The 26,678-nt window shown below is 61.0% G+C and carries 29 protein-coding genes; 10 read left to right on the top strand and 19 right to left on the bottom strand.

Going from position 1 to position 26,678, the window contains the following annotated elements; genetic code table 11:
• Positions 1 to 2 precede the first annotated feature (2 nt).
• Positions 3 to 803, bottom strand: a complete 801-nt coding sequence (locus tag XH84_RS35650) for an ABC transporter permease (RefSeq protein ID WP_128919072.1) — start codon at positions 801 to 803, stop codon at positions 3 to 5.
• Positions 800 to 1,393: an ABC transporter ATP-binding protein gene (locus XH84_RS35645; protein WP_128919071.1), complete on the bottom strand. Its 594-nt coding sequence runs from the start codon at positions 1,391 to 1,393 to the stop codon at positions 800 to 802. Before XH84_RS35645 ends, XH84_RS35650 begins: the two co-directional genes overlap by 4 nt.
• A gap of 265 nt (positions 1,394 to 1,658) precedes the next feature.
• On the opposite strand from XH84_RS35645, the gene XH84_RS35640 reads away from it, so the two are divergent.
• Positions 1,659 to 2,720: a DUF3182 family protein gene (locus XH84_RS35640; protein ID WP_164936210.1), complete on the top strand. Its 1,062-nt coding sequence runs from the start codon at positions 1,659 to 1,661 to the stop codon at positions 2,718 to 2,720.
• Between the two features lie 42 nt (positions 2,721 to 2,762).
• Here XH84_RS35640 and XH84_RS35635 read toward each other — a convergent pair whose 3' ends face one another.
• Complete coding sequence (locus XH84_RS35635) at positions 2,763 to 4,040, bottom strand: APC family permease (RefSeq protein WP_128919069.1); 1,278 nt, start codon at positions 4,038 to 4,040, stop codon at positions 2,763 to 2,765.
• A 777-nt stretch (positions 4,041 to 4,817) separates the two neighbouring features.
• On the opposite strand from XH84_RS35635, the gene XH84_RS35630 reads away from it, so the two are divergent.
• The 3 genes from XH84_RS35630 to XH84_RS42000 all read left to right on the top strand — a co-directional run bounded on the left by XH84_RS35630 (position 4,818) and on the right by XH84_RS42000 (position 7,346).
• The gene (locus XH84_RS35630; RefSeq protein ID WP_128919068.1) at positions 4,818 to 5,135 is read left to right on the top strand and encodes a co-chaperone GroES; all 318 of its coding nucleotides are present in this window, start codon (positions 4,818 to 4,820) and stop codon (positions 5,133 to 5,135) included.
• Between the two features lie 72 nt (positions 5,136 to 5,207).
• Positions 5,208 to 6,848 carry a chaperonin GroEL gene (groL, locus tag XH84_RS35625; protein ID WP_128919067.1) on the top strand — a complete coding sequence of 547 codons (1,641 nt, stop codon included), beginning with the start codon at positions 5,208 to 5,210 and terminating at the stop codon, positions 6,846 to 6,848.
• 333 nt (positions 6,849 to 7,181) lie between these two features.
• Positions 7,182 to 7,346: an ester cyclase gene (locus XH84_RS42000; protein WP_128919163.1), complete on the top strand. Its 165-nt coding sequence runs from the start codon at positions 7,182 to 7,184 to the stop codon at positions 7,344 to 7,346.
• Positions 7,347 to 7,546: 200 nt separating this feature from the next.
• Here XH84_RS42000 and XH84_RS35615 read toward each other — a convergent pair whose 3' ends face one another.
• The 3 genes from XH84_RS35615 to XH84_RS35605 all read right to left on the bottom strand — a co-directional run bounded on the left by XH84_RS35615 (position 7,547) and on the right by XH84_RS35605 (position 9,907).
• Positions 7,547 to 7,840, bottom strand: a complete 294-nt coding sequence (locus XH84_RS35615) for a hypothetical protein (RefSeq protein WP_128919066.1) — start codon at positions 7,838 to 7,840, stop codon at positions 7,547 to 7,549.
• 87 nt (positions 7,841 to 7,927) lie between these two features.
• The gene (locus tag XH84_RS35610) at positions 7,928 to 8,299 is read right to left on the bottom strand and encodes a hypothetical protein (protein WP_164936209.1); all 372 of its coding nucleotides are present in this window, start codon (positions 8,297 to 8,299) and stop codon (positions 7,928 to 7,930) included.
• Positions 8,300 to 8,968: 669 nt separating this feature from the next.
• Complete coding sequence (locus XH84_RS35605; RefSeq protein ID WP_128919065.1) at positions 8,969 to 9,907, bottom strand: metallophosphoesterase; 939 nt, start codon at positions 9,905 to 9,907, stop codon at positions 8,969 to 8,971.
• Between the two features lie 287 nt (positions 9,908 to 10,194).
• Between XH84_RS35605 and XH84_RS35600 the strand changes: the two genes are divergently transcribed.
• Positions 10,195 to 10,683, top strand: coding sequence for a CDP-archaeol synthase (locus XH84_RS35600; RefSeq protein ID WP_128919064.1), 489 nt, complete (start codon positions 10,195 to 10,197; stop codon positions 10,681 to 10,683).
• A 7-nt stretch (positions 10,684 to 10,690) separates the two neighbouring features.
• Here the strand turns inward: XH84_RS35600 and XH84_RS35595 are convergent, their stop codons facing one another.
• Positions 10,691 to 11,629, bottom strand: a complete 939-nt coding sequence (locus XH84_RS35595; protein ID WP_128919063.1) for a metallophosphoesterase — start codon at positions 11,627 to 11,629, stop codon at positions 10,691 to 10,693.
• A 1,043-nt stretch (positions 11,630 to 12,672) separates the two neighbouring features.
• A complete protein-coding gene (locus XH84_RS41255; RefSeq protein WP_245471981.1) occupies positions 12,673 to 13,428 on the bottom strand; it encodes a histidine kinase dimerization/phosphoacceptor domain -containing protein in 756 nt (251 codons plus the stop codon).
• Between the two features lie 157 nt (positions 13,429 to 13,585).
• Here XH84_RS41255 and XH84_RS35585 point away from each other — a divergent pair, with 157 nt between their 5' ends.
• Positions 13,586 to 13,951 carry a response regulator transcription factor gene (locus tag XH84_RS35585; protein WP_128919062.1) on the top strand — a complete coding sequence of 122 codons (366 nt, stop codon included), beginning with the start codon at positions 13,586 to 13,588 and terminating at the stop codon, positions 13,949 to 13,951.
• Positions 13,952 to 14,179: 228 nt separating this feature from the next.
• On the opposite strand, the gene XH84_RS40245 is transcribed toward XH84_RS35585, so the two are convergent.
• The 3 genes from XH84_RS40245 to XH84_RS35575 all read right to left on the bottom strand — a co-directional run bounded on the left by XH84_RS40245 (position 14,180) and on the right by XH84_RS35575 (position 15,862).
• Positions 14,180 to 14,350, bottom strand: a complete 171-nt coding sequence (locus XH84_RS40245) for a hypothetical protein (protein WP_164936208.1) — start codon at positions 14,348 to 14,350, stop codon at positions 14,180 to 14,182.
• Positions 14,351 to 14,413: 63 nt separating this feature from the next.
• Positions 14,414 to 14,731 carry a hypothetical protein gene (locus tag XH84_RS35580; protein WP_128919061.1) on the bottom strand — a complete coding sequence of 106 codons (318 nt, stop codon included), beginning with the start codon at positions 14,729 to 14,731 and terminating at the stop codon, positions 14,414 to 14,416.
• A gap of 24 nt (positions 14,732 to 14,755) precedes the next feature.
• Positions 14,756 to 15,862, bottom strand: coding sequence for a DUF1236 domain-containing protein (locus XH84_RS35575; RefSeq protein WP_128919060.1), 1,107 nt, complete (start codon positions 15,860 to 15,862; stop codon positions 14,756 to 14,758).
• Positions 15,863 to 16,160: 298 nt separating this feature from the next.
• On the opposite strand from XH84_RS35575, the gene XH84_RS35570 reads away from it, so the two are divergent.
• Together XH84_RS35570 and XH84_RS35565 are read left to right on the top strand one after the other, a co-directional pair.
• The gene (locus XH84_RS35570) at positions 16,161 to 16,412 is read left to right on the top strand and encodes a hypothetical protein (protein WP_128919059.1); all 252 of its coding nucleotides are present in this window, start codon (positions 16,161 to 16,163) and stop codon (positions 16,410 to 16,412) included.
• A gap of 111 nt (positions 16,413 to 16,523) precedes the next feature.
• Positions 16,524 to 16,751, top strand: coding sequence for a hypothetical protein (locus tag XH84_RS35565; protein WP_128919058.1), 228 nt, complete (start codon positions 16,524 to 16,526; stop codon positions 16,749 to 16,751).
• A 207-nt stretch (positions 16,752 to 16,958) separates the two neighbouring features.
• Here XH84_RS35565 and XH84_RS35560 read toward each other — a convergent pair whose 3' ends face one another.
• The 6 genes from XH84_RS35560 to XH84_RS35535 form a co-directional block, all read right to left on the bottom strand.
• Positions 16,959 to 17,987 carry a glycosyltransferase family 4 protein gene (locus XH84_RS35560; protein ID WP_128919057.1) on the bottom strand — a complete coding sequence of 343 codons (1,029 nt, stop codon included), beginning with the start codon at positions 17,985 to 17,987 and terminating at the stop codon, positions 16,959 to 16,961.
• Positions 17,988 to 18,118: 131 nt separating this feature from the next.
• Complete coding sequence (locus tag XH84_RS35555; RefSeq protein ID WP_128919056.1) at positions 18,119 to 18,328, bottom strand: hypothetical protein; 210 nt, start codon at positions 18,326 to 18,328, stop codon at positions 18,119 to 18,121.
• 104 nt (positions 18,329 to 18,432) lie between these two features.
• Entirely contained in the window at positions 18,433 to 18,777 is a 345-nt protein-coding gene (locus XH84_RS35550; protein WP_164936219.1) for a hypothetical protein, read from the bottom strand.
• A 74-nt stretch (positions 18,778 to 18,851) separates the two neighbouring features.
• Entirely contained in the window at positions 18,852 to 19,052 is a 201-nt protein-coding gene (locus tag XH84_RS35545; protein ID WP_128919054.1) for a hypothetical protein, read from the bottom strand.
• Between the two features lie 279 nt (positions 19,053 to 19,331).
• The gene (locus XH84_RS35540) at positions 19,332 to 19,751 is read right to left on the bottom strand and encodes a hypothetical protein (RefSeq protein WP_128919053.1); all 420 of its coding nucleotides are present in this window, start codon (positions 19,749 to 19,751) and stop codon (positions 19,332 to 19,334) included.
• A gap of 88 nt (positions 19,752 to 19,839) precedes the next feature.
• On the bottom strand, positions 19,840 to 20,181 hold the full coding sequence (locus XH84_RS35535) for a DUF1236 domain-containing protein (protein WP_128919052.1): 342 nt from the start codon (positions 20,179 to 20,181) through the stop codon (positions 19,840 to 19,842).
• 152 nt (positions 20,182 to 20,333) lie between these two features.
• Between XH84_RS35535 and XH84_RS35530 the strand changes: the two genes are divergently transcribed.
• Both XH84_RS35530 and XH84_RS35525 read left to right on the top strand, forming a co-directional pair.
• Complete coding sequence (locus XH84_RS35530) at positions 20,334 to 21,368, top strand: ABC transporter substrate-binding protein (protein ID WP_164936207.1); 1,035 nt, start codon at positions 20,334 to 20,336, stop codon at positions 21,366 to 21,368.
• A gap of 603 nt (positions 21,369 to 21,971) precedes the next feature.
• On the top strand, positions 21,972 to 22,949 hold the full coding sequence (locus tag XH84_RS35525; protein ID WP_164936206.1) for an ABC transporter substrate-binding protein: 978 nt from the start codon (positions 21,972 to 21,974) through the stop codon (positions 22,947 to 22,949).
• 58 nt (positions 22,950 to 23,007) lie between these two features.
• Here XH84_RS35525 and mdoH read toward each other — a convergent pair whose 3' ends face one another.
• Entirely contained in the window at positions 23,008 to 25,122 is a 2,115-nt protein-coding gene (mdoH, locus tag XH84_RS35520; protein WP_128919049.1) for a glucans biosynthesis glucosyltransferase MdoH, read from the bottom strand.
• The gene (locus tag XH84_RS35515; RefSeq protein ID WP_128919048.1) at positions 25,110 to 26,615 is read right to left on the bottom strand and encodes a glucan biosynthesis protein G; all 1,506 of its coding nucleotides are present in this window, start codon (positions 26,613 to 26,615) and stop codon (positions 25,110 to 25,112) included. Before XH84_RS35515 ends, mdoH begins: the two co-directional genes overlap by 13 nt.
• Positions 26,616 to 26,678 lie beyond the last annotated feature (63 nt).

The raw sequence follows: 26,678 nt of genomic DNA, 5'->3' as shown, positions 1-26,678 counted from the left end.
TGCTATTTTTCGCTCGCGATCCGGTCCAGGCGCAACCGATGCCGGTGGTCGGTGAGCAGACGTCCACCACCGAGGACTGCCGCAAGCGTTCCCAGGCCCGTGCCGCCTGCAATCAGGAACATGATCAGCAGTTGATATTTGACGGCGTCGCCCGGTTCGACGCCCGCGAGGATCTGACCGGTCATCATTCCGGGGAGAGAAACAAGGCCAATCGCCGCCATGCCGTTGATGGTCGGCATAAAGCCGCTTCGCAGCGCGTCGCGGATCACGGGGAGCAGCGCCTGATAGCGCGTGCCTCCCAGCGCGAGGCAGGACTCGACCGCAGCTCGTTCGCGCACCACGCCATTGACGAGCACGTCCAGGCCCAGGCTTACCCCGGTCATGGTGTTGCCGAGGATCATTCCCAATAGCGGCAGCGCGTAGCGCGGATGATACCAGGGGTCAGGACGTAGCTGCGTAAGGAGCGAAAACATCGTGACTGTACCGGCAGCGAGCAAAGTGCACCCTGCACCCAGGCCATAGGTCCAAAGACCCAGTAACCGTCGTTTCTGACGAACGACGATCTCGCGCGATGCAAACATGACCATGATGAACGCCGCGAGCGCAGTCCACAATGGCGAGACAGCAGCGAACAGAAACGTCAGCACGTAACCGACGAGCACGAGCTGAACGACCATTCGCACGCTCGCGACAGCAAGTTGCCATTCGAGCCTGAGATGCAGCGCCAGGGAAAGTGCGCCATTCATGACCACGAGGAGTGCCGGCAGGATCAAGTCGTTGTAGCCGAGCTGGATATAGCTCAAAGCAGATGCTCCTCGACCCGACCACTGGACATCATGAACAAGCGCGATCCGACGCGCCGCGCCTGGGCGCTATCGTGGGTGCTCCACAGAACGCTTGTGCCGGTCGACACACGCTCGGCGACAATGGCTTCGACGGACGCGGTCGACACCGCGTCGAGTGCCGAAGTAGGTTCATCCAGCAACAGCACGCGCGACTGCAACAGGAGCGCACGCACGAGCCCGAGCCGCTGCTTTTCGCCGGTCGAGAGCCGGCGGATCGGCCAAGTCCCGCAATCGGGCGGCAGCCCCAGCCTTTCGGCGAGATTTAGCGCGTCATCCCAGGCGACGAAGTGCTCCTGCACCGTGTCCGCCCACCAGCCTGGCTCAGCGGCGACGTAAGTCACCGCTTTTCGCCAAACGGGAGCCGGCATGGCTTCTCTCGGCGTGCCGTCGAGCTGGATGGAGCCTTCATTCGGATCGAGATCGGCAATGGCGCGCAGCAGAAGGCTCTTGCCGACCCCGGACGGGCCTTGCAGCGCAATGCATTCTCCGTCGGCCAACTTGAAGGAAACCGAGACATGCAGGCGCTTCAGGGTGTCGACGATGAGCATCGTTAAATGACCTTAGAAGGCGCCTTGCTATGACCTGGTTCCCTACCTAGGTTATTGAAACGGGGACTTCCAGTCTCCCCGTCAGACGGGTTCCGTCCAAGCACTGACCAATGCTCACTTGTTGAGATGGTTGTTCATGGACCGACCCAGTCTAACTTCCCATCATAGATTTGACCCTGCAGGGGCGTCAGCGCCTCGCCGCATTCGGCGTGAACAGCACGCTGTGGAGGCGGTCGCTGTCCTTTTCGCCGGACTAAGCGCCCCCATGTACACCCACGAGAAGGTCACGCTATCCGTGGTCGCGAAGAGCATCGCGCGCCTAATTGAACACCCTTTTGTAGGGGAATTTGATCCAAGAGCACATGTCGCCGGTCATTTTTTCTTCGTTCCCAGCGACACGCTGATGCGCGATGAAGCTCAGGATCTTGGTATTCATTCTTCACATCAGCTCTATGGCGCGGTGGTGCCCTACCCCTTCGTCAAGACCAAAGCGATCACGCATCGCCTGGTTGCCACGCACGCGGCATGCCCCTCTGGCTGGTCATCAGCATTCGCGGATGGTGTCCATAGTGCGGTTCTTCCGGGGTTCACGGCATTTTCCGCTGACGATGCAAGATTGGCCGCCGAACGAATCTTGACGCTGGGGACAGTTCACCTGAAGGAGCCGCTGGGCGACGGCGGTCACGGGCAAGCCGTTGTCAGGAGCCTGGGTGAACTGGAAGCGTATTTAGAGAATTTCCCCGCTGAGAAGCTCGCCTCTCATGGCCTGGTGCTCGAGACCAACCTGCGTCGCGTCCTGACCCGAAGCGTCGGCTCCACGACCATCGGAAATCGGTCGATCGCCTACCATGGCACACAGCGTACGGTTACGAACAATCACGGACTCTCGGTCTACGGAGGCTCGCATCTTATTTGTGTTCGAGGCGGCTGGTCAGCACTTGAGGGTCTTCCCATGGAAGCCGAAGCTAGGCTCGCCGTGAAACAAGCTCGAATATACGACCGCAACGCTGCCAAATTTCCCGGTTTCCTGGCCTCACGCCGCAACTACGACGTCGGACAAGGCATTGACGAGCACGGACGGTGGCGATCCGGCGTGTTCGAGGCCTCCTGGCGTTCGGGTGGCGCAAGCACTGCGGAACTCGCCGCTCTGACTGCCTTCGCCAATGATCCGGGCCTACAGGTGGTCGAGACTGCGTCCGTCAAGGAATATGGAAAGCCGCGCAAAATCCCGGTTGGCGCCGCCATCCATTTCCACGGTGACGATCCGGAGGAGGGACCACTGGTCAGATACACGACGGCGATACGGGCGCTGTGCCAAGTGGCGTAAGCTTGTCAAACGATGCCGGAAGTACCTCTAGCACCTGCCGCGTCACGCGGCCCGCCATCGCGGGTGCATACGATGCAGGACAAGGCGGGCCAGCGTTAATATAGCCAGGGTTCCTACCGCAGCGATGACCGCGAAATGAGGCATTGCTATCGTCAGGCCAATGCATCCCACGATTCCGTACCACGAGATGATCGAGGGATAGAGGCGCTTCCGAACCGGTAGATTCAACGCAGCAAAATGCGTGATGAAATACCACACGAGCATAAAGGAGCCGCCGACTTCGATGAGGGGCCGAAGATCAAAGATGAAGGCGGCGCTTGCGCTGAGCACGCCAAGGCAGATGACCGCATGACGCGGCGTCCGCGATCGCTGGTGAATTTTTCCCAACCAACTGGGAAGCTCGTGGGCCTCTGCCATCGGCAGCACGACGCGCGAAGCACTCAGGAGATCGCCCAAGATCTCCGCAAGCGCGGCAGCGATCGCGCCTGCCAAGATGACCCATTTGCCCCACGGGCCGATTGCCTTTAGCGCCGCTGCGAGCAGCGGGGTATCCTGCGCCCCGACGTCGTCGGGCCCGAGCACGCCGAGGGTAATCGCGGCCGCACCGACAAACATGACCGCCGCGATTGCTACACCTCCAATGATGGCGATCGGAATAGTGCGACGCGGATCTTTGACCTCCCCGGCCATGATGGCCATTCGCATAAAGCCGTCCCAGGTCCAAAAAAAGATAGCCGCGCCACTGGCGATGCCCATCAGTCCATTGGCCCCTAAGACTGGAACGAAGTGACCCTGCTCGATCCCGTGCAGCGAGAACGCTCCATATATCGACAGCACAGCGATGACGAACAGCAGGAGACTGATGAGCACCCGCGAGGTCAGCTGGATCCCAAACAGGTTCAGAATGGTGATAGTCACGACCGCAGCCGCCGCGACGAAGTGAACGGGAATCGCCGGAATGACCTGCCCCAGGTAAGTGGCGAAGGCGAGTGCGATGACACTGACCGAGATCAGATTTTTGCCGAGATATCCGCAGCCCGCAATGAAGCCGAGCGTAGGCTGGTGGACATCGCGCGCCCATGTGAAAGCGCCGCCTTCGGTCGGATTGTTCGCACCCAATTGTGCGGCGCTGATGCCGGTCGCAAGGGCAACACTGCCGCCGAGGAGTATGGCAATCAGGATGCCGCTCCCCGCGGCTGCGGTGGCAGCACCGATGGTGGCAAAGATACCGATGCCAACCATCATCCCGGCTGTGAAGAGTGTAGCCGTGATCGGCCCAAGCTCGCGCCTTAAGCTCTGTTGTCGTGCATTCTTGCCCATGCGAGTTTGTCCGGACGGGCTCGCGGCTTCGGGAGTTCATGCAGCGCAGCGCGAACGCAATCCTTCTAATGTCCAGGCGCGTCGCATAGCGCTAACGCTCCGGCCGTTCACTACCTGCCAGGAAAGTCAGTGGACCTTCTCATGCAGAATGTAAAAAACGAATCGAACCCTTGGTCAGTTCCTCGCCGGAACACTGCCGTTGCGGCGCTACATCGCCGGGAGCTTCCGCGGCCAGCACAATCGCTAGCGAGCACCGACCGCTGCCATCAGGAGCGCAAAATCGCAGAACATCGTAGTTTGGCGTACAAAATCGTGCAAATGGCGGAGGGAGAGAATCTATAAAAAAACTTGCTCGACTGCTGCTGCTCAGATCCTCTCGCTAGGCGAGAGGGATGGGATTTCCCGGCCTCTCCGCGTACCGCCGCGGGTCTAGACTGCCGTTGGACGCGGCATCGTTGTACCTGCACAGGCTAATCCAGACGCGCGCAACCCTGCCCGGCTAGCCATTGGATGGCAAAGCCAAACAACACCTGGGCAGGCGGTACAAGCCCGCCTAGAGTTCCCCCAGCGGCTTCCTCCAACCAGCCAAGACTTGATTCCAGGGGCTCCTTTAGGTGGCCCCTCAATGGGCTCCGCGGACCGGTGAGGGCGACGGATTTTCGAAATCCTGCGCGGCTTTGTCTTGTTTGCCGACCAAGCCGGCTTATTTTCGGAGCGGCCAGCACTCGCTACCTTCGACTGCTATTTCAAAAAGCGACTAGAAGATAGGAGGAGAGCATGAAATTCCGTCCGCTTCACGACCGGGTCGTGGTCAAGCGCATCGACGCGGAAGAGAAGACCGCCGGTGGCATCATCATTCCCGACACGGTCAAAGAAAAACCCTCCCAGGGTGAAGTCATCGCCGTTGGCCCCGGCGGTCGTGACGAAAACGGCAAGCTGATCCCGATCGACGTCAAGGTCGGTGACCACGTGTTGTTCGGCAAGTGGTCGGGCACCGAGGTCAAGATCGGCATCCAGGAGCTGTTGATCATGAAGGAGAGCGACATCATGGGCGTTCTCACCGACGTGTCTTCCAAGAATAAGAAGGCCGCCTAATCCGTCGCTCAAGCGCCTGTCGAGCGCCTCATCAAGGGTGATGACTAAGTCAAAAACTCAGGGAAACCCACTATGTCAGCCAAAGAAGTCAAATTCGGAGTCGAGGCCCGCGACCGCATGCTGCGCGGTGTCGACATCCTCCACAATGCGGTAAAAGTGACGCTCGGTCCGAAGGGACGCAACGTCGTGCTCGACAAGTCGTTCGGCGCTCCCCGTATTACCAAGGATGGCGTCACCGTCGCCAAGGAGATCGAGCTCGAGGACAAGTTCGAGAACATGGGCGCCCAGATGGTGCGCGAAGTCGCCTCCAAGTCCGCAGACGCGGCTGGCGACGGCACCACCACCGCGACCGTGCTCGCCGCTGCGATCGTCCGTGAAGGCGCCAAGTCGGTTGCCGCCGGCATGAACCCGATGGATCTGAAGCGCGGTATCGACATGGCCGTGGAAGCCGTGGTCTCCGATCTCGTCAAAAACTCCAAGAAGGTCACCTCGAACGAGGAAATCGCCCAGGTCGGCACGATTTCAGCCAATGGCGATGCGGAGATCGGCAAGTTCATCGCCGACGCGATGAAGAAGGTGGGCAACGAGGGTGTCATCACCGTTGAGGAAGCCAAGTCGCTCGAGACCGAACTCGAAGTTGTCGAGGGCATGCAGTTCGACCGTGGCTACATCTCGCCCTACTTCGTCACCAACCCCGATAAGATGCGCGTTGAAATGGATGATGCCTACGTCCTCATTAATGAGAAGAAGCTATCTCAGTTGAATGAACTACTTCCCTTGTTGGAAGCGGTGGTGCAGAGCGGCAAGCCGCTTGTGATTATCGCCGAAGACGTCGAAGGCGAAGCGCTCGCCACCCTCGTTGTCAACCGTCTCCGCGGCGGCCTGAAGGTCGCCGCCGTCAAGGCGCCGGGCTTCGGCGATCGCCGCAAGGCCATGCTGCAGGACATCGCGATCCTGACCGGCGGCCAGGCGATCTCGGAAGACCTTGGCATTAAGCTCGAGAACGTCACGCTCAACATGCTCGGTCGCGCCAAGAAGGTCATGATCGACAAGGAGAACACCACGATCGTCAGCGGCGCCGGCAAGAAGGCCGACATCGAGGCGCGGGTCTCCCAGATCAAGGCGCAGATCGAGGAGACCACCTCGGACTACGACCGTGAGAAGCTCCAGGAGCGTCTTGCCAAGCTCGCAGGCGGCGTCGCGGTGATTCGCGTCGGCGGCGCGACCGAGGTCGAGGTGAAGGAGCGCAAGGATCGCGTTGATGACGCGATGCATGCGACCCGCGCGGCGGTCGAGGAAGGCATCTTGCCAGGCGGCGGCGTCGCCCTGCTCCGTGCCTCCGAGCACCTCAAGGGCATTCGCACCAAAAATGACGACCAGAAGACCGGGGTCGAGATCGTGCGCAAGGCGTTGTCCTACCCAGCCCGCCAGATCGCAATCAACGCGGGCGAGGACGGCTCGGTCATCGTCGGCAAGATCCTCGAAAAGGATCAGTACACGTATGGCTTCGACTCGCAGACCGGCGAATACGGCAACCTGGTCTCCAAGGGCATCATCGATCCGACTAAGGTGGTTCGAGTGGCGATCCAGAACGCAGCCTCGGTTGCAGCCCTGCTGATCACCACGGAAGCCATGGTCGCCGAGCTGCCCAAGAAGGGCGGCGCCGGTCCGGCGATGCCTCCGGGCGGCGGCATGGGCGGCATGGACTTCTAAGTCCGACATTCAGAGCTCGACAATAAGAAGGCTCGGCAGCGACGCCGAGCCTTCGCCGATTTCCTTGCGGTCAGATGGGGTCCAATCCTGGCACACGGTATTGCGCGAGCGCGTCGAAGCCCGCGCCGCCCACAAATGTCAGGCGGCGAGTTCGAGGGGACACCGCGAGCGACTGGTCGAGCACGAGTATTTATCGTAAACGGATGTGCCTGGTCCAGAAATCCTGCAATCGCAGATTGAAGACGCGCGAAGGAGCATCAAAGACCTTAAGCTCAGCCTTGAAGCCTATGTCGAAACGCAAGATATGTTTAAGCGCGCTGGCGCGCCGATGGCATCGATCCCCGCTCCGGCAAGCCTGTCTGCATCCACGTGATCGACATTTGCCGTTTCGACAACGGGAAGCTTGTTGAACATTGGGGGGTACCAGATCGGTTGCACTACTGCACCAAATCGGAGCACTTTCGCCGCCACCGAGATAATTGGTTTCTCGCCATTTGAAAGCGCTCGGCATAAGCCCTTTTGGTCCGCAACGGGTCAATCGCGTCGGTTTGACAGGACACCGAGGGCTTCCGGTCAAGCCTGGTGAACAGACATGGTCAGCACTGATCAGTTGTCTCAAACGGGCCACAAGCAGAAGACACAACAGATCTGTATCTGCGCGTCCGACTAGCAATGCGGTTACGGCTAGCGGAAGGGGTCTAATTGAGACCGTCACGTTCCTTCTTGATGATCGCTCGCAGAGCGTCCGCGTACTCTTCGACAATGGCCAACCGATCCCGCTCTGACTCACCAATCGGCGTTTTTTCGATAAGGCCTTCCCATTCGCGCCAATGCGTTGGAAACACATGCACTGGCGAACCGGTCTGTGAATTCACCCAGCCCCGTAGCACGCGGCGGCAGGGGAAAACTAGCGCATGTACCTGACCGGCAGTGTCGATTACTGCGAGTTGTAAATTGCGATCAAACGGTGCCGTTGCCGTGGATTTCCACATGGCGTGCTCCCTATCTTATGCAGGCGGGAGCGCAATCGGTCTCTCAGCCACCGACGCTACGGGCTGAGTTTCGGCCGGTGATAAAACTCAGTATATCTGGTTTCGGCGGGGACCTGTAGAAATTGTTCCGCTCGATTTGATTTTCGCGCGCAGGCGATGACAAAAATCTTCAAGCACCGTCCTCAAGTTTTCGCAGCTTACAAGCAGCTGCTCCGCTTGTTCGCGGTCCGTTGTGCCGAAGGGGTGCCTATCCCTCATATCCCTGACATGGTTCACTCTTTCACGGCACTCAACCGCTCTTTTCTCGATAAATTCGAGATGTTCGAGGTCATGCGCGAGCTTATCCAACTCGGCGATTAGCAGCCTGGTAAGACCCGCTCGTTTGTCAGCAGTCAGATCACTGCCGTTCAGAAGGCCGATAAAGTGATCTACGTTGGCTCTGGCGATAAATCGGTGCATTGGACCCCCCGTGATCCACGCCTTTGATGCATTTTGAACTCAATCCGAAGGGTAGGAAATATATTTCTTGGTCACGTCGGCGTGACGGTACAAAAAAGGCCGCCGTGGGGGCGGCGGCCCTTTGTCGCTATGGGTGGGTGCTCCGCACTCAGGGGATGAGTGCAACGCCTTTGTAGGGGACATCGCAACGGTCGTTTTGAGCAGGATCAAATTCGGACGATCATGTCTGCTCGGGGTCAACGGGCGCCGTCCTGACCGCCGCCGGTCACGTCCGGTCTACCGCGACAACCAGACGATTTCAGAGCCGGTCTGGGCTTCGCGTTCGGGCCAGAAGAGACTCATGCATTGGGCAGATTGCGAGTTGAATGACAGCGCCCCAGTTCATCGCACTCTCGTGCCGTGGAGGAGCTGTTCACAGGATTCAACCTCACATCGGCCCATGACTTGTGCGATCGCTTCGTTTCGAAAACGGCGTCAGCGTGGGAAAGCAGGAAAGACTTCGAAACAAAATGTCAGGCAGCACGCTGCCATTCGGTTCCATAGGGCCGGTTTAGAAGGACGTCTCGGCGAGAGCTGCTTCGGGTGTTGGGCTATTTTTCGTCGGCGAGCCACTTCCCTCACGACTTTTGTTTCAGGCTCATGTACGTGATGTACCGTATTGGGGCAGCGTCAGCCGCGGCGTAAATTGTGCAAGGTAATTTCCGGCGGACAATTGAGTCGCACGGGAACGACGCTCGAGCCCGCACCAACGGAAGTATAGCCGGTCATATCTCTGTACTGCCAAGGCCCAGCTCCCATCCGTCTTGGCAGCACCGCCTCGAGCTTGATGGGAATGGAGCCGGGGAGACAAATCTGACCACCGTGGGTGTGTCCGCTCAGCATCAGATCAAAGTTGGCATGCGCAGCCTGACGATAGACCTCCGGTGTGTGAGACAACAAGATCGAGAACTCACCGCGGGGTATTGAGAGAGCGGCCTTTTCGATGTTGTCCACTCTGAAGAAATGTGCATCGTCGATTCCCGCCAGATAGATCCGCTGGTCATTGCGAACAATTGTTTCGCATTCATTGAGCAGCACGCGAATACCCATAGCTTCGAGCCCGGGGACCATTTGAATCGTGTCGTGGTTGCCGAGCACCGCATAGATTGGCTTTTTCAGATGAGTTGCCACTCGCGCGACACCATCCAGCGCGGGCTGGAACGGCCCAACAGTCCGCCCCCGATAATCGCCAGTTAGGACGCACACATCGTACTGCATGCTGCCAACGAGCTCGATGAGTTTGTTCATGGCAACTTCATTCATATCCACGTGAAGGTCGCTAACGTGGAGAATGGTGAAGCCCTCAAAGAGGGGCGGTAATGTCTTGAACCTCATTTCGTTTCGTTTGACGAGAATGCGTTCTGCGTTCTGTCGTGCACGCCAGTAGAGCCCTGTTGCCTTCAGAACATTTCGAATGATCCACTCGGCCCAAGATGAGTTTTCAAGGTGAAAAAATGTGAGGCCCTGGCCAAATACCTGAGCTTCGTGATCTCTCTCAATCCCCAATCGCTGCCGGGCATGGAGCGGCCCGAGACGGATCTCGAGTTTGCGCAGGATGTCTTCGTCCACCAGCTAGTCCTTTTGAACGGCCTTAGGGTAGATATAGCGTATTCTCACGAGGCCAAGGTCAACCCGACAGTGGCTAATTCACACGCTTGAGCTATTTAACTCGTGCACTGCAGCAAACTGCATCGCTATTTGATCGCGTCGGCGCAGCCACAGCGGCGGCGACTTCATCGATGAGCTCGACGGTGCTGCCTTGGATGACCGGCGCAAGACGTTCCCCTGGAGGGCGCCCACAATGGTCAATGAAGATCGAACTAACCTCGGGTGCAACTATAAGCTAAGCTGAAAAAATGCAATTTCTGCATATTTTGCAATTATTGGTTTTAATGACGTTGGCGAACGGCACACCGATCGTTGCTAAGAAGATTCTTGGCCCACGTTTTTCCTTCCCGCTGGATGCCGGCACCGTATTTTTTGATGGGAGGCCGTTGTTTGGGCCATCGAAAACCATCCGCGGTATTTTGATTTCAGTCCTCATCACGACAGCAAGCGCCTCGCTTATCGGTCTGGATCTTACGATCGGTGCAATCGTAGCAGGCGCGGCTATGGCGGGCGATTTGTTCTCCAGTTTCCTGAAGCGCCGCCTAAACTATCCGCCGAGCAGCCAGGCACTCGGGCTCGATCAGATTCCCGAATCCCTATTTCCGATGCTGGCATGCCGCGACGCGCTTTCATTGACGATCGCAGACATCGCGCTTGGCGTCGGAATCTTTTTTATTGGCGCGCTAATTCTGTCTCGTTTTCTATTCCGAGCCCACCTGCGCGACGAACCATATTAGCCCGCCGTTAGCCCGAACGAAGGCGGTGCAGGGTGATTTCTGGTGGACAGTTGAGACGAACAGGAACGACGCTCGATCCAGCACCCACAGAGGTGTAACCAGCCATGTCGTGATACTGCCAAGCTCCCGCCCCCATCCGTCGAGGCAAGACTGCATCAAGTATGATCGGAATAGATCCTGGCAGACAGATCTGCCCACCGTGCGTATGCCCGCTCAGCAACAAATTAAAATCGGCATGAGCCGCCTGACGATAGATCTCCGGTGTGTGTGACAATAAAATGGAGAACTCGCCATACGGAATCTGCAACGCAGCTTTTTCGATATCGTCGGCCTTGAAGCAGTGGGCGTCATCGATCCCGGCTAGATAGATTTGCTGATCGCCGCGCACAATCGCCTCACTCTCGTTGAGCAGCATGCGTATTCCCATGGCTTCCAGCCCTGGAACCATTTGGATGGTATCGTGGTCGCCCAGAACTCCATAAACGGGCTCCTTTAGATGCGCTCGCACTCGTGCGACGCCGTTCAAGGTTGCCTCGAACGGTCCAAAGTTCTTCCCCCGATAATCGCCGGTTAGAACACATAGATCGTAGCGCATGTCGCCGACGAGTTCGATCAGGCGCTGCATGGCAGCTTCATTCATGTCCACATGCATGTCGCTAAGGTGGAGGATGGTGAAGCCGTCGAAAAGCGGTGGCAACTCCTTGAACATAGCGTCGTTGCGCTTAACGAGAATGCTTCCTGTATTTCGGTGTCCGCGCCAGTAGAGACCGGTCAGCTTAAGTGCATTTCGAATGACAGAATGGACTGGATACCAGTTCCTAATGTGAAAGGAGAGGAGGCCCCGGCCGAAGATTTGTGCCTCGTGGTCCGTCTCGATACCCAATCGCTGTCTCGCATGGAGCGGTCCGAGACGCTCCTCCAATTTGCGCAAGATCACTTCGTCCATCGAACAAGTTCCTCCCAAATTGGCTCGACCTTCCATGGACGTGCGGTACCGGCGCACACGGTTGCAGCGACCTTGAGCATGCCTCGGTTGATATAGTCACCGAGATTGCAAAAGTCGGACTCTCCATTCCGCGCAATAGACATCGCGAATTCATAAACCATCAGCTCCGGTCTGCGTTAGTTTACCAGATCCCTTAAGCTTTCTCGTCCGCGAGCATGCAATGGTGGCTGCAGATCGGGGACGAATCTCGACAGGGAAGCGTCAGGGTCGGGCCGCATGGCGGCCTGACCCGTTATCTCGGGAAGGCAATGCCTACAAAAACAACACACAAAGGCCAAAACGCAAGAAGTCAAAAGTGAACTCGTTGCCGTCCTCCGCGGCATCGATGCTATCGGTGGCCACGCAAGACCTAATTAGTATGGTCGCAGTATCCGCCGTCACGCGCACAGCTCTGCTCGGGCTTCTTGCCGTCAAGCATTTTTGAAGAGCAGCATTCGCGTATGCGTTGTTATGGAAGAACTCGGGCAAGGCCGACGCCTGTTTTGATCCGCTTAGCGGACTTGTCAACATCCAGAGAAGACGTCAGCAATGGGCCAAAGCGGACGCTTGTCTCAGTTGCACGAAGAGGTGGCCACTGACGCGGCCTTACTTTCCTTATTGGTCAGGTAGACGGTGAAGTTCCCTCAATTCGATGTGCAGTGGAGCCTCACATCGTGTTTGCCGAGATTGCTTGATGGCCTGCCGGGCCTCACTGATTGCCTCGTCGGTCTCGGGGCTGAACGGCTCCGGCAAGACGCGCACGTCGGGCTGAAACAAGCTTGGCCCGTCCTTCTAGCGCCGAACGCGCAGTTATCGCGGATGCGCCCTCAGCCGAACCCTGAGGCCAGGATCGAGCCTTTCGTAGGAAGTTTCGCCTTCCAGCTGTTGGGCGAGTAGCTGCTCGATTCGCGAGCCCAGTCCGCCCGGGTCTGCTCCCTCAGGCAGGCCCACGCCATTGTCGGAGACCGACAGCTCGATGCCGCTGCCGCTCGAGAACGTGACCACTATGTGGCCGGGTCGGTCGTCGGGAAAAGCGTACTTATCGAGTTCGTCACCAGCTCGTTCGTGATCATGCCGATCGCGAGCGCGTGGTTGCTGGCAAGGTCGACGTCCTCGCACGTCACCTGGAACGCGATCGGTCCGAAAGGCGCCAAAGATTGGAAGACCTTCTCGACGACGTCGTTCAGGAAGTAGCGCATGTTCACCGAGCGGGAGTCCCGCGTAGGGGATAGGTGGTCGTAGACCTCCGCCATCACCTGCAGCCGACGGGCGGTGGCTGCCAGAGCGGCCCCGACTTCCGGACCGCCGTGCCTCGCCTCCAACCTGATTATCCTGCCGAGTATCGCTAGGTTGTTCTTGGTCCGGTGAGCCATCTTCTGAAGCATCAAGGCCTTCGTCTTTTCCGCCAGGACTACCCGGCGCAGTTCGGCGCGTTGGAATTCCGCGACGGCGGCCGTCCCGTTCGCAGTGATAGCGAAGAGAGCATTGGTCGCCAAATAGTCTATCCCGTTACTGCCGCCAAAGCTGACGTAGGCGCCGACGGCGACGGCTATGACCGCTGCGAATATTCCGGACCCGCGGTCGAAGATAAGGCCCGAGAGAAACACGCCCGGAAGCAGCAGGAAGTACCCCGGCGAGCCGGTCTGCATCTCCATCGCCATCTGCAATACGGCGCAGGCCAGCATGATGCTCGCGGAGATGCCGTACCGGACGGCAGTGGGAAGCCGGTGCTCCAGAACCAGCGGGTAGAGCCTGTTCATGAATTGTAAAACCACCTGTCCCGGACAGCCGTTCCTCGCCTTGGTACTCCAGGTCTAAGCAACGACCCGTCTGCAAGCCTCCATCGGATACCGGAACGACAGACCTGTTAAGCCGTTCGACTGGTTGATGACGCAAGCGACGCCTTGAGAGCCAACAGTGAGCATACTTCTCGTCGAAGACGATCCTCTGATCCGCGAATTCGTCGTCGAAGCCTTGCGCGAGGCAGGCTATCACGTGATCCACGCGAGCACGGGAGAGGAGGCGCTGGCCTGGTGCCAACGCCGCGTCGCGGATGTGTTAGTCACCGACGTCAGGCTACCCGGACAGATCGATGGGTGGCAGATCGCGGAACGCTATCGGGAGCAGTATCCGCATTTGCCGGTTGTCTACGCGACCGGCTTCTCGCCCGTCCCACCACGCCCAGTCCTAGGCAGCCGCATCGTGAGAAAGCCCTTCCACCCGGACGAGATCGTGCGAGTGGTCAAGGAGCTCGGCGAGGTGAAGGGTGCACCCCCGGTTTAGCGATTCTACTCGCGGCCGCACCTTTCACCGATCTCAGCAAGGACGATGCGCGCAGATCTAAACTTCCCTGCGCACGCAGGAACGAAGGCGCCAGTGCCAGGTTTTCCCAATGCTCCTGCCCCAGGGGCAAACCCCGTACGGGCCCCAGCTCATAGCCCCCAGAGCTGGGGCCTTCATCTCCGGCAGGATGTCCTTCGGAAAAGCTTCACGGAAACCGCTCGCTGAGCACTATTCGTCGGCCGCGGCAGCGGCGGAATCTTGGCTGCCGAGCAACTTTAGCGCCGTCTCGATCTTCGCAAGCAGCGCCTGGATTTCGGCCCGCTCGTTCGGACCCGGATCGGTCTCGAGGCTGGCGAGCAACTGCTCCTTCTGATTCAGGAGCCTGGCGACAGCAGACATCTCATTCCCGCACAGATGGAGCAGACGTCGAAGGGGCCGCTCTTCGAGCGGCCCCTTCTTGATTCACCAGCTTCGGGTGCCGAAGCTGAAACCGATGCTCGGGCCACCGCCATAGTAGCCGTAGCCGCGATCGTAGTAGCCGGGGCCGCCATAGTAGCCGTAGCTTCGGCGGACCACATAACCGTCATCCCCGCCGTAGTAGCGCTGGACATAGCGGGGGCCGCGGGTCCGGTAGCAGCGGCCATACTCGTCACAGACGAGCCGGACCTGCTCAACGCCACCGAGCTCGGTCGACGCGATGGCCGCAGGCGCGAGGGGGGCGGCATTGGCGGATGCCGCCATTAGGGTCGCCGTGAGCGCTCCCAGCACAATGGTCTTCATGATTCTTCTCCATACGTTGCGAGATCAATCGATCTCTTCGATGACACGACGTTCGTGGGGTTCGACGATGTAGGTGCGGCTGTCCCGGTTGATGTACCGGTACTCGCGAAGGGTCGGAGCATCCCGATAGACCTCTTCAGGGAACGCCTCGATCTCCACGCCCTCCGGCACGCGCTCACCGGTCCGGATCTCGGTCCGAACCGAGCTGCCGGTGGTCACCCGCTTCTCGCGCTCGACCGGGCGCGCCTTGGCGTGCTTGCGAATGACTTCGCGATCGCGGTCGCTGAACGTTACCTTGCGCTGCTCGGTGCGCGCCGGGGCCGATGCGGTCGACCGGCCGGAGTACGGCAGGACCGTCACGATCTTGTAGGTCGACGGTTCGACGATGACGATCTCGTCCTTCACCAGCACGAAGTTGTAACCGCGGTACTGCGGCACGATCTCGACGACCTCGGCCGGCAGCGGCTGCAGGCGGACGTCGCGCGGGACGACGGTGCCCACCGAAAGTGAGAAGTTCACGTTGGCGAGCGGCTGCACGTTCAGGTGCGAGATCGACGCGCTGATGCGGGTCCGCTGCTGGTCGTTTATGTTCACCGACGCGTTCATGTTGGTGTTCGACGAACGGTCCGCCGTGTTCTGCTGATTGTTCGGCTGCTGGGCCGGGTTGGTCGAACCGCTACCTGACGGCGACTGCGCCTGGTTCGTGCTCGAGGACGGCGGGTTGGCGCTCTGCGTCTGGTTGTTCGTGTTCGAAGGGGTGTTGGTCTGCGCCTGGTTGGACGGCGTCGTGCTCTGGCTGGAGGGACTGGTCTGAGCCTGGTTGGTCGAATTGTTCGAGGCAGGCGCCTGCGTCGTGTTGGTGCCGCTGCCGGAATTGGACGACTGGCCCGCGGCCGTCTGACCGGTCGAGGACGGAGACTGGGCGGAATTCGTCGAAGGACTGGTCTGCGCGGATCCCGAAGACGATCCGGGCGACGTGGTCTGTGTCGACGGGGACGTCGTCGATGTGGAATCCTGCTGACGCTGCGTCGCGGACGGACTGGAGCTCGACGTGCTCGGAGAAGACTGCGCGAACGCCGAAGTCGCGATGGCGACCGCAGCGGTCGTGGCCAAGAATAAACGCTTGTTCATCTGAAACCTCCCAAATGTGGACGCCGATCAACCCTCGGCGCGGCCTTCGGTTCCGAATCGGGAAATCTCGGCAATTGGCGCGAGAGATCGAAGCGGAGTCCCCCCAAGACCGGAGATGCTGCTTCGCCGAATGGCAAGCGAGCGTTAACCAAGAGGCCGCCGCTGCGACGCGCGATCGGATGCTCGGGGGCCGGTGTCTCACGGGCTCTGGAGCATCGTGGCCGGCTGTGTATCTTTTGATACTTTCGCGGCCCGGCCGAGCTGCTACGACTTACCAACACAAAGCGGCGCGCGGCCCATGAAACGACTGAAGGATTCCTTCGGGGAAGTCGGCAACCCGACCTGTCCCAATTGCCGTGTAGCCATGACATGGTTTCGATCCGAACTCGTTCGGGACAATCCCACGACGCTGATCGCGCACCTCTTCGTCTGCCCCAATTGCAAGCGCGCCCAACGACAAGACGCGGACTTCGCGCCGGTCGTCGTGCCGCCTGAGAAGCTGGCCGCCCCGCGGCTTCCGGTAATCGACTGGGGTAAGCAGGCCACCTGAAAGCCCGACGTTCCATCGGCCTGAGGAAGCGCCCCACGACCGGGAATAAGTGGAACTTCGGCCGAGCCCGTCTCGTTAGCAGTGACTTACAAACCGCTTGAGGAGGACACCATGAAGAAGCTAATCGTATGCGGCGCTCTGGCCGCTTTCGCCCTCGGCACCCAGACCGCGAGCGCCGCCGAGTTCTACATCGTCCGCGACGCGACCACGAAGAAGTGCACCGTCGTCGACACCAAGCCGACGACCACCACCACGACGGTCGTGGGTAACGGCGTCTACAAGACCAAGACGGAAGCCGAGTCCGCCGTGAAAACCACCAAGGTCTGCACCGAGCAGTAATCGCTCGGCGGCTATTCTGACAAGCTATTGGAGAACAGGCCTGTCTTGATTTTATGGGCCGTTCCCGCCGTGCTCGTTGTCGGCGGCGTCGGCTATTTCCTGGTTCACATGCACTAAGCGAACAGATTCTGACGAACGGCTCGTCCGGTACGCCGGGCGGGCCGCTTTTCGTTTCGGCCATCCCACGAACGATTTCCTCGACCGAGGTCACCTGCAAGCGACCAGTTCGCGATACCGGTCTTCGTACTCTCTCGCCATCCGACTGGCGACGAACCGCTCCTCGAATCGGGCGCGGACTTTTCTTCGATCCAAGCTGACGGCTTTCTCGATCGCCTCGATCGCCTGCTCCTCGCCGTCCACGATGAAGCCGGTGACGCCGTCCTCCACGACCTCCGGCACCGATCCGGAGCGATAGGCGATCACGGGCGTCCCGCACGCCATCGCCTCGATCATCACAAGGCCGAAAGGCTCGGGCCAATCGATCGGAAAGAGCAAGGCGGCGGCACCAGCGAGGAACGGTTGCTTGCGGACTTCGTCCACCTCGCCGATAAGCTTGATCTCTTCGCCGTCGATCTCAGGCTCGAGCTTCTTTTTGAAGTACGCCGTCTCCGCGCGAGGAGTTTTGGCCGCGATCCGCAGCGGCATCCGGACGACGCGAGCGATGCGTATCGCAGCTTCTGGCCCCTTCTCCGCCGTCAGCCGCCCCAGAAAGGCCAAGTACGAACCGCTTTCGAAGGAAGGCCGAAACAGGCCCTTGGGGAGCCCATGCGAGATCGTCGCCACCCAGTTCGCCTGCGGAAGGGGTCGGCGCTGGTTCTCGGAGATCGAGACAAAGGGGGCCTGTGGGAAAGCCCCGATCACGTCGGACAAGCCTGGAAGGTCGAGCCGACCATGCATCGTGGTCAGAAACGGCACGCCGGTCCGGCTCAGGACGGGCAGCGGCAACCAGTCGACATGGGAGTGGATCACGTCGAACTCGCGAGCGCGCCCGGCAATGGCCTCGATCAGCAGTGCGCAGGCGGCGCTCGGATCGACGCCCCTCCGCCCCAGCCGCAACGCGCGCGGCCACACCGCGTGGAGCCTGCCGGTCGTCTTCGAATCCCCGCTCGCGAACAGGGTGACGTCGTGCCCGAGTTCGACCAACGCATCCACCAGCCAGGCAATCACACGCTCCGTGCCGCCATACAGTTTTGGAGGAACGCTCTCGGCCAACGGGGCAAGCTGCGCGATCCGCATCGATCAGTCCCCAAAGACGACCCGCAAGCCGATCACGACGACCGCGGAGATGAGAAACGAGATCGCGAGTAGCGTCCAAAAGGGCCTTGTGCTTCCGCGAGCTACGCGCGCGACGAGCATTTTCACGGTCCTCAACATTCGTCTCGGGGAAGCCGGTGCAGGTAGGCGATACCGAAGCTGGCGAGTTCTTCGGTATCGCTGTCGCGCGCTTCCCATCTCTTGTGCAGGTGGCGCTTCAGCAAACAGCGTCGGCTGTCGCGTGCGCCGACATCGGGGTGCCGCGCCCGGTAAACTGTCCAGGCGGTCTCCGTGGCATTCTTCAAGACGACATCGTCGACCATCTTTGAGACTCCCCTCGACCGATCCGATCGCTGGCAACTCAAGACGGTCAGCAAAGTTTCCAGTTTTTCCCGGTCGGGCGAAGTGAGTCGGAGAACACGCGCGTTCAGCACGCTTTGGCTCGGGCCCGTTCGCGTGCCGCGCGGCGGCGCTGCAGGCGCTGGCTTCGGCCGGAGCGCCTTGCGGCAAGAAGCGAAGACGCTTGGGCTGATGCCAGAGGCTCCGCTGCTGCGACAGGGCTCTCCGTCCGCATCTCGGCGGGCCTTGCTTCCATGAATTCGAGCACGGCACGACCCTTCTCAGTGATGCGCCATCCGCCATTCAGACGCTCGACCAATCCTTGCGAGAAGATATCGAGAGCGGGCACGCGAGCGGCGAGGCGCTTGGTCCGCTCGGCCCAGTCGCGCCCGCTCGTCGCCAGAATCGCCATATCGCGCTTGAGCTCCGCCATGACGGCGAATCCATCGGGATAGCTCACCAGGATCTTGAGCACAGTGACCTGGAGTTCACCCCGCCTTCCTCCGCCTATCGCCACATGGTTGGCGCGTCGTGGAGGGCCTCGCGTCCCACCTGCTTCAGCTTCTCCGGCGAGCTGTCGCCGTCGGTCGCCGCTTCCAGAATGCTTGACGCTACATGGGTGCGTGCCTCGGTTTCGTAGCGCGAGACGTCTTCGCAGACCTCGTCGAATACGGCGCGCAGAAGCGCGGTCGTGGCCGGATCGAACACGGAAACCCCCAACGCAAGAAGAGTTAGCCTACTGCGGAAATGCTGTGCGGCGAATCAACAAAGTTAACGCGGCCATATGCGGCTATGCGTCCAGCGAGCACTTCTGCGGCGCAGTATGAACTGAACCTAGCCTAACGCCTTCGTGCCGGCCGTCCAGCATCCATTGCCCGCTCGCCGGGCCAGCGGCACGACCGGGACCGGCGAGAGCAGCCCAGCCGAAGTCAACCAAGATCGCCTCCAAGGCGCGGCCTTTTCCTTGGCCGCATCACGCGCCAGCACTCACCACCATCCGCCGGCAAATGGATCGGCCCGCTCGAAGGCGAGACGCCGGTCGGGTGTCCTTTTCTGCAGTTTTGCCGAGCGCTTAGGATGCATGCGGGCGGCCACGGAGGCCCGCACGGGCGACTCCTTCACCTCCGCGGCCGGCGCTGCAGGCATTGCGGCCATGGCCTCTCGCACTTGCTGCCGGGGGTCTTCAGGGAGCGGATCGGTCTGCGCAATTATCGGCAAATCGGCGCGCGGACGCGTGTCGAACACGATCTTCTCCGGAAGCGTTCGCGCCGAGGCGATCCGGATGATGGTCCTGTCGGGATCGGACGGGCCCGCGCGCTCGACGGGAGCCGGGAGGTACCGATCCGCAGCGAAGAGCAACGCCAGCAGCAGCCCGCCGACGAAGAGGAAATAACGGATGATCGGCATGTACGGCCGCTCGCAAATGAGAAAGCAGGTATCGGGGCGCCGGATCGGAAGAGCGGGCCGCTGCCTTCAGCGACCCGCCACTGAAAGCTCAGTCGATCTCCTGGACGACCGTGCGGGTCGACGGATCGATCAGCATCACGCGTTCGCCCGAGTAGACGAAACGATACTTGGTGAGCGAGGGACCCCAGTCGGCAGGCACGGCCTCGAGCTCGACCTCACGCGGCACCGGCTGGCCGACCACAATCTTCTCGCGGGTTTGCTCCGGGCGAACTTTGTGTTCGGTCACGAAGGTGCGGATCTTCGTGCGGTATTCCGGCTCGATCTGCACGGCTGCAGCATGGCTGGTGCCGGTGGTGACGACCGTGGACTGCGCCATGGCGCCCGTCGAGATCAGGGCGGCGGTAGCACACATCAGCATCAGCTTCTTCATCGAGATCTCCTGTCCGCAGAATGCGGCCTGCAAGAACCCGCGAATGATGGCAAGGTTCCGCAGTTGCGACGGGGCAATTGCCGAATTTTCCCGCGACCGGCGGAGCCAAGTCCGAACTCCATGCCGGAGCGATACTCCCGAAGATGGTCCCCTTGAGCCCCAGCCGAAATGGACGGATGCTAGACCTTGGTGCAGCAACGGTGGAGAGATCAGTGAAACGTCGTACCTTCATCGCCTCCGCGGCGGCCTCGGCCACCATGGTCCGAAGGCAAGTGCGTGCGGCATCCAGGCTCTTCCGGATAGGCTGGCTCACGGCCCAGCGGGAGGCCAGCCTAACCCCCTTCCTTGCGGCTTTCCGGGAGGGACTTGCCGAACTCGGCTATCGCGAGGGGGACAACCTGAAGATCGAATATAGGTATGGTGACGACGACCGGACACGAGTCGGGCCGCTGGCCGCGGAGCTTACCGGTCTTCCCGTCGATCTGTTGGTAGTCCAAGGAGCGGCCGTTCCGATCGTGTTCGGCTTGAAACTCTCCACGCCATCCGTTTACGCCTTCAGTGGAGACCCGGTCGTCGCCGGCTTCGCCGACAGTCTCTCGCATCCGCGCGGCGGCATGACCGGCCTGACCTTCATGGCGGCCGAGCTGAATTCCAAACGTCTCGAGATGCTGCGGGATATCGTGCCCGGATTGAAGCGCGTCGCCATCATCGCCAATCCCGAACATCCAGGGTCCCAGATCGAGCGGGCCTATTCCGAAGAGGCCGCGAAAAAACTCGGGCTGGCGCTCGAGTATTATGGGACGGGCACGGAGAGCCAGCTCGCAGACGCGTTGGCGACCATGGGCAAGAGCCCTCCGCAGGCCATGTCGCTCTTCTCCGACGGCTTCGCCATTCAGTACCGGCAACGGATCATCGACTTCGGAATTGAGCACCGCGCGCCTGTCATCTCGGGCTGGCAGGTCTTCGCGAAGAGCGGCGCCATCTGCACGTATGGACCCAACCTCTCCGAAAGCTATCGCAGATTGGCCTACTACGTCGACCGGGTCCTCAAGGGGGCGCCGACATCACAATTGCCAATCGAGCGGCCGACCAAATTCGAGACGGTGGTCAACATGCGGACCGCCAAAAAGCTCGGATTGACCATTCCGACTTCCATGCTCGCCTCCGCCGACGAGCTGATCGAATGAACGCATCGCGCCGCCCCGCGCTTCCCGCCTCTCCTGCAGACGGCGATCGAGAAGGCAGAGGGGAGGACACGCGGGAAATGGCACATTGTTGGCTCAATGGAGCAAGGAGCCGTGGACAACCGCCGGAGGACCGGCGGATGCCATTAGCCAACCTCAGTGGTGGTGATGCCGTCGGTTGCCGCGTCCGATGTACCATCCGTAGTGGTGGCCGCGGTTGCCGTGCCATCCGCGGTGGCCTCTCCCGTGACCGTGACCATGCCCGCCTTTCACCTGGATCAAGCTTTCGTCCTGCATCGCCGTGGGCGCCATGCCCAATCTCGCCGAAGCGACATCCGCGCCCCCCAGCATCGCTATAGTCAATACTGCCGCCGTCCATCCGAGCTGCTTCACCGAAAATCCTCCCGCGCGGGATCGCGCCCGGCATCAAGCAGATCTTGATAGATTTGTTCCCAACGCCGGGGCCCCGCGAAGTTGAGCTGCATCGAAGGAATTCAATTCCCACCGCGACCGCTGCGTCGCCGATCACTGAGGCGATCCGTCCATCCGAAATTTCTGCGCGTGACCTGTAGAATGTGTACCTTAGCTTCAAGAGCGGAGGAAACAATGCGAAGGCGCGATTTCATCCGAGCGTTTGCCGTCGCGGCCGGCCTGCCGGCAATCGCGCGGGCTCAGCAGGGGCAACCCGTCGTCGGATTTCTCAGCACTCGATCGCCCAAGGAATCCCAAACTCACACGAATGCCTTTCGGCGGGGACTCGAAGAGATGGGGTACGCCGAGGGTCGCAACGTCGTCGTCGAGTACCGCTGGGCGAAAGGCGATTACGACCAGTTGCCCCCGCTCGCCGCCGATCTCCGCGATCGGCGGCCCTCGTTGGTGGTGGCGGCCGGCGACCCCGCGGCGAAGGCCGCGAAGGCGGCGAACTTTCCGGTCCCGATGGTCTTCGTGGTCGGCGAAGATCCCGTGCAGGCCGGCCTTGTGAAAAGCATGAATCGTCCCGGCATGGCGACTGGCGTCAATTTCTTCACCGGCGACTTGGGAGGAAAGCGACTGGCGCTCCTGTGCTCGATGGTTCCTGCGGCCCGTGTGCTGGGACTACTTGTGAACCCGCGCTTCGGCGCCGAGGCGGCCGAAGAACATAAGCAATCCATCGCAGCCGCCGCCCGCACGCTCGGGCGCGAGCTCCGGGTCCAGCAAGCGAGCACCGATGCCGAAATCGACTCCAGTTTCGCGGAGCTGGTCAAGGCAGGGATCTCGGGACTCATCGTGCAGAATGATCCCTTCTTCGACAGCCGGCGCGAGCAAATCCTGACACTCTCGTCCCGAGATCGTCTGCCGGGCATCTTCCATATCCGGGAATTTCCGGCTGGAGGTGGCCTCATGAGCTATGGCGCCAGCCTTTCCGATGCCTATCGCCAGTTGGGCGCGTACGCAGGCAAAATCCTCAGAGGCGCGAAGCCCGACGAGCTTCCGGTGTCGCGACCGACGAAGTTCGAACTGGTCATCAACACCAATACGGCCAAGACACTCGGCCTCGCCGTGCCTCCATCCATTTTGATCGAAGCGGACGAACTGATCGAATAATCGCTTATAAGAGCCGATCCTCTCGCTACTCCTTCGAAGTGCCCGCTAGGCCAACCCCTCATCGCTTCTGCAGCACGGTCGAGAGCGTCGAACCGTCGTTCAAGATCGAGAGGACTTCCCGCGAAGACAGATGCGCCGCGGCTTCCTGGAAGGTATCGCTTGCATCGACTTTGGCGCGGCCGACCGCCAGGTTGGCGTCGACCGTGTCAGGCCGGGCGGCGCGAGGAGGCGGCAGCTGCGCCAGGTGGAAGGCAAGCAACGCGGAATCTTCCCGCAGCTCCATCAGCGCGGGCCTGGCTTCGAGATCCGCCGAAGCGCTCAATTCGTTCGCCCGGCGCAGGACCGGGGGCGGCTCTCGTTCTTCGGGCGTGACGAACAATCTGCCGGTTGCGGGCCTGGCGGTCAGCGCGCCGATAGGAATGGCGAACAGCAGCCCGACGATCACCGGCGACATCCAGAGCAGCAGGGGCAGCGAAACGGCGTAGGCGCTTGCCGCCATCGCGACGCCGCACAGGGTCGGAACGCCGTATTTCCGATAGAGCTCGCGGCGCTCCACCGTGCCATCGTCGCGTCTTTGCGTCTGCCAGCCCGCATCGCGGCCGGACAGTATCTCCACGACCGCGATCGACTGGAAGATCATCATCACGGGCGCCATCAGCGCGGACACGGCGATCTCTGCGAGAACACCGGCGGTGGCACGCAATGCGCCGCCAAATTGCCGTCTCACCGGTCGCTGCGTCCAAAGCAGGATGAGGCTGAAAAGCTTCGGCAGCAGCAGCAGACCCATGGTGGCGACGAACACCCAGATGGCGAGCACGGGATCCTGAGCGGGCCAGGTCGGAAACAGGGAGAAGCCCTTCGGAAAATACTCCGGACGCACGAAGCGGGCCTGCAGCGAGATCATCATTCCCAGCAGCAGGAACAGCAGCCACAGCGGCGCCGTCAGATATGCCCCGATGCCCACCATGAAGTGGAGGCGTGACACCCAATGGAGACCTCGCGCAGGGGCCACGGCCAGATGCTGAAGATTGCCCTGACACCAGCGTCGGTCGCGCGCCGCGAAGTCGAGCAGCGACGGCGGCACCTCCTCAAAGCTGCCTCCGAGCGTCGGCAGCATGTAGATGCCCCACCCGGCCCGCCGCATCAGCGCGGCCTCGACGAAATCGTGACTGAGGATGTGCCCGCCGAATGGCTTGCGGCCCCGCAGTTGCGGCAGCGCCGCCGCTTCGGCGAACGCCTTCACCCGGATGATCGCGTTGTGGCCCCAATAGTTGCCTTCCGAGCCGTGCCACCAGGCGACGCCGGCGGCGATCATCGGTCCGTACAGGCGGCCCGCGAACTGCTGGACGCGACTGAAGAGACTTCGCGCATTGACGATCATGGGGAGCGTCTGGACGAGCCCGGCGCTCGGGTTGCTCTCGATGGCATGGACCAACCGGACGATGGTCTGCCCGCTCATCAGACTGTCGGCATCGAGCACGATCATGAAGTCGTAGACGGCGCCGAACCGCATGATCCACTCCGAGATGTTTCCGGCTTTGCGCGCTGTGTTGTCGGCGCGGTGGCGATAGTACAGCCGCGTTCCTACCGCCTGTCGCAGCGCGAGGAGGGCCTTTTCTTCGGCGACCCAGATGTCCGGATCGGTGCTGTCGCTCAGAACGTACCAGTCGAACAGCTTTCCGTGAGAGGTCGCCTCCAAGGACTCGATGATCGCACGAAGCCGTGCCGTCAATCGGTGCGGGTCTTCGTTGTAGGTCGGAAGCAGCATGGCGGTGCGGCTCGATATGGCAGGCAATTCCGCGCCGGTCGCCGCGTCCGGACGATGCGCCAGCAGCACGAAGAAGCCGGCCAGCGCGGACGCGAACGAAAAGGCGACCCACGCGAGCAAGACCAGGAAGAGCGCCAGCACCATGGCTTCGAGGACGGTGACGCCGCCGACCTGCAGCACCCGATACATCTCGTAGCCGCCCGCACCCGTAAGCGCCGCGGTCGAGAGCAGGATGAGGCCGCGCCGCCAGGCCATCGCCGCGCCGGCCGGCGCAGGAACACGGTCGGGTACACGGCTTTTTCCGAGGTCGCCAGGAGCCATCGGAAGGGGCGACTCGCGCGGCAGCAGGCGCTGGGTCGCGATATCGCCGGCGACCGGGCGGGGCGCCGGGCTCACGGTGCCCATCGGTAGACCCACACTTCCGACAAGGGCTTGTCGCCCTCGGTCAGAAACGCCCGCAGCTCGATCGGCTCTCCCTTCACCTGGCACTGGAAGCTCAGCCGCCAACCGCCGGTGTAGGGATTGGGCTGCGTGACGATGTTCTTCACGTCGGACTTTTCCGCCGTCACCACGCCTTTGACACCCGCAGGATCGATGCCCTTGAGGTTGTCGCCGAGCAGATCGAGCACGAACAGGCGCGCGTCCTCACCCCTCGCCCCGATGCCGCTTCGCGTGAATCTGGCCAGCGAATGCGGTTTCGGGCTATCCGGTCCCCAATGCAGCCGATAGGTGTAATTGTGTTCGCCCTTGGCCTGCAGCGGATTCTTCGGCCGCCAGAATGCGGCGATGTTGTCGTGAACCTCTTCCTTGGTCGGAATCTCGAACAGGACGACCCCGCCATCGCCCCAATCGCCGATCGGCTCCATCCAGAGACTTGGGCGCTTTTCGAAGCTGGATTCGAGGTCCTGGTAAGCGAAGAAGTTTCTCTCCCGCTGCATCAGCCCGAAGCCGCGCGGATTGAGATCCTGGAAGGTGCTGATCTGGAGGTCGCGAGGATTGCTGAGCGGCCGCCACAGGCTTTCACCCTTCCCATTGAAGATCGCAAGACCGTCGGAATCGTGGACTGACGGACGGAAATCGTCGATGTCGTTGCGATCGTTCGGACCGTAGAAGAACATGCTGGTCATAGGCGCGAGACCGGCCCGCGGCATTTCGACGCGCGGATAGACCGACATTTCGACATCGAAGACCGTCGTTTCCCCGGGCCGCACGGTGAAGCGGTAGCTCGCCGCGCAGCTTTTGCTGTCGAGCAAGGCATGGATGACCATCGAGGTCGCACCCGGCACCGGCCGCTCGAGCCAGAACGCCTTGAACAGCGGAAACTCCTCCCCCTTGGCTTCGCCGGTGTCGATCGAAAGTCCTCGGGCGGAGAGCCCGTACGTCTGCCCCTTGGCCACGGCTCGGAAATAGCTCGCCCCGAGGAAGACGCAGACCTCGTCGTAGTAGTCCGCGCGATTCATGGGCGCGTGGATGCGGAAGCCCGCGAACCCGAGATCGACGTCCTCGAACGCGGGGACCTTCTCGCCGAAGAAAAAGTCCGCCTTGCGGTACTTGAGCTCGGTGGCCTTTCCGTCCGCGACCTCGAAGATGGTCACTCTGTTCTTGTAAAAGAAGCCGCGATGGAAGAACTGCGCTTCGAACGGAAGATTTTTGCCGCGCCAAAGCGCCCGCTCCGGCAAGAAGCGGATCGAACGATACTGATCGTAGTCCAAGTCCTTCAATCCGCTCGGGAGCTTCTCGTCCGGAGCCTCGTGCGGCTTGGCCGCCAGCATACGGGCCAGGTCCCTCACCGTTGACGGCCCAAACCCATCGTCCGACGCCGCGGCGAAGCCGCTGCGCGAGACGAGCAGCAACGCCGGCAGCACCGCCGACCCTTGAACAAGCTGGCGTCGGTTCACGTGCTCTCCTACTCGCTACTGCTGCCGCGGTCATGCAACGACCATCACGCCCGCGAGTTCCAG

It is taken from the genome of Bradyrhizobium nanningense, assembly GCF_004114535.1.
Classification (GTDB): Bacteria; Pseudomonadota; Alphaproteobacteria; order Rhizobiales; family Xanthobacteraceae; genus Bradyrhizobium; species Bradyrhizobium nanningense.
Note: the sequence above shows the minus strand (reverse complement) of the source record. Positions and strands in the feature narration are given on the sequence as shown.